Annotated in this window: 2 protein-coding genes; both read left to right on the top strand. The window is 34.2% G+C overall.

Translation table 11 applies throughout. From position 1 onward, the window contains the following. The first annotated feature begins 232 nt into the window (after positions 1-232). Positions 233-2065, top strand: coding sequence for a hypothetical protein (locus NCY30_RS14815; RefSeq protein WP_250818873.1), 1833 nt, complete (start codon positions 233-235; stop codon positions 2063-2065). Next, positions 2058-2819, top strand: coding sequence for an ABC transporter ATP-binding protein (locus NCY30_RS14810; protein ID WP_161158880.1), 762 nt, complete (start codon positions 2058-2060; stop codon positions 2817-2819). The genes NCY30_RS14815 and NCY30_RS14810 overlap by 8 nt, the downstream gene beginning before the upstream one ends. Positions 2820-2917 lie beyond the last annotated feature (98 nt).

The following is a 2917-nucleotide window of genomic DNA, read 5'->3' as shown; positions in this document are numbered from 1 at the left end:
AATATAAGGTATATGAAGATCATCTGATATTTATGATTTCTATCTATAATAACTGATAAGGATAAGGGAGATGAAAAGTATGTTGAAAAAAATATTTTTTAAACTACTGGGCGAAAGAAAAAAGGATTACATAAGAGTTATTTTAAGTGGAATCTTCTGTATATCGGTCGTATTTTTTTCTACGTCTGTTGGCAGCAGTCTTGTTTATATATCAACGGGACGACGGGCAACTATGACAGAATTAGTAATGGAAGTTGAAAAGAATTTTATTTTGCCGTATGTGTTACTGATCTTTCTCATGATTTTAATTATATTCGGCTATATTCGTAAACGATCCGGCGATTATGCAATGCTTAATATACTGGGAATCAAAAAGAAACACAGATATATGTATATTGGCTGTGAATATCTCGGAATCATTTTAGGATCAATTGCAGGAGGGGTGATTCTTGGAATATTGGAAGCAATGATCGTAAAAAAGATACTGGAAAATATTTTTCAAAATTATGTAAGCAACATATATTTGGGAATATCACCGTTAATTCTCACACTAATTATCAGCGTAATCATGTTTGGAATCGGCTTCGCCTTTTGTGATCAGTATATTGCCTGTATCGGAATTGACCATATAGTATCGGGAGGAAGTAATCATAACAGAGCAAGTAAGAATACACTGCTATTTTATCTTATAGGAGTTGCAGTATTTATTCTTACATTAGTTTCTATTGTTACATATTGGGGACAAATCGGATATACGATTCCGACAGCTCTGGGAATCATAACGGCAGTTATTTTTACTTTATTTGGCTGTAGATTATATCTTGAAAAATTAAGGAAACAAAAGAATAAATATTATAAAAAAATCCTTTGGCTCGATAACTGGTATGATCAGTTTTTCAGTCATGCCAATATCAGTTATATTGTCAGTGCTTTTCTGATTGTTATTCTGTTTGGATTTAATATTGTATTGGTAGACAATCTTCCTGTAAGGCAGCCGGAAAATTATCCGTATGACATAGTCTGGGGTGCCAATACAAAAGATAAAGCATTTATCGAAAAGTTAAAAGAAAAGTATAATGTTCAGACAGAATTCATTCCATCTATCAGAGTGACTTCAGGAAACTGTGCAGAACATACTGGAATTTCTGCAACAGAATATAAACGCCTTACAGGAAAGCAGGTTCATTTAAAAAATGATGAAATATACGTTGTATACCAATGGGACCGAAGCGAATATGGAACAATTGGTCTGGATTTCGGAAAGCTGAAACCAAGATTATACACCGGATGCGCTACTGCAGATATCTGGATTTATACTGCGAGAACATTACCAGGTAATAAATTTACAAGAAAATATACAATTAAGGGAAACGACAGAAGAATCATTACCGGGAATTTTAAAACAAGGGTTTTGAATACCAGCAATATGAATACGGATGTGTTTGAAGATATAATTGTATTTTCGGATCATGAATATGATAAGATTAGTCAAAAAGCCAAAGGGTCAAACCTTACAGTATTAATGAACGTAGCACAGAATTATGATGCTGTTGTAAATAAAATAGCTAATTATGCAGCAAAACATTCACAGATTAATTTCTTTGATTATCATGACGGAAATCTGATTTATGATAAAAAACCGTGCACAATAGAAAATCAGGAAAACCGAATGTTAAATGTAAGTGCGATGTTGATTGATATGCTTGTATTATTTATCAGCATAATCTTTATCTTACTAGAGAAAATATCCAGTGATTACGAAGCACTGGAATGGAAGTATTTATTCTATTACCGCACAGGAATGCCAGAGAAAAAGCGAAGAAAAAATATTTATAAAGAAATAACCATGACATCCAAAGTTGCCTTGATAACCGGAATGTTTATAGCGGCAGTAATGATATTGGTGAAAATATTATATAAGAAAATGCCGGTATATTGGACAAAGATTTATCTGGCAGAAGCGGCAGTAATGATTATAGGTATGACCGCTATTATCATGATAATCGTAAGAATTGCAGCATGGCGTTCATTTAAGCACAGTGAGAGGAGAAATAAGGATGAATAAAGAAAATATATTAGAAATTGATAATCTGGAAAGAAGCTATTCAACAGTCATGCCGGACGGAGAGACAAAGGTTTATTCTGTGCTAAGAGGAATTTCATTTCAGGTAAAACGAGGGGAATTTATTGGTATTATGGGAAGTTCCGGATGTGGGAAAACCACACTTTTGAAAACTATCGGAATGCTTAATAAGCCAAATGGCGGAAAAGTGCTCTATAACGGCGAAGATACAACAGAAATTTATGGAGATCATCTGGCAGAAATACGCCGGACGCAACTGGCGTTTGTTTTTCAGGATTTTTACTTGATGAATAGCTTAACTGTTCGTGAAAATATTATGATGCCATTGATATTAAATGAAGATGATCCTGTGGAAAGTTCTAAAACTGCAGAAACTATGGCAGAAAAACTTGGAATTTACAAGCTGTTAGATAAAAAACCTTACGAACTGTCTGGAGGTGAGAAACAGAGAACGGCGATTTGCAGAGCAATGGCAGAAAATCCAGAATTGATACTTGCAGATGAGCCGACCGGGAACCTTGATTCTAATTCATCCAAACAGGTTATCCATACATTGTCCTACATTAATCAGGAATTCGGGAAGACGATTGTCATGGTAACACATGACCCGCAAATGGCAAGCTATTGCAGTCGGTTAATTCTGTTGAAAGATGGTGTAATACTAGAGGATTTGAAGAATAGCGGAAATCAGGATGCATTTTATCAGGAGATCCTTGGGAAGATGAAAGAATTATAAAAAACAGAAGTAAACGTATTAGATATATCTACGTTTACTTCTGTTTTTCAATTGTGTAGGATGCTTTGAAGGAAACAGTAATTCCAGAAGATATATTT

The sequence above is a fragment of the Dorea sp. MB18-49 genome (genome assembly GCF_023669465.1).
Taxonomy (GTDB): Bacteria; Bacillota; Clostridia; order Lachnospirales; family Lachnospiraceae; genus Dorea_A; species Dorea_A longicatena.
This window is presented reverse-complemented; position numbering and strand designations above follow the sequence as displayed.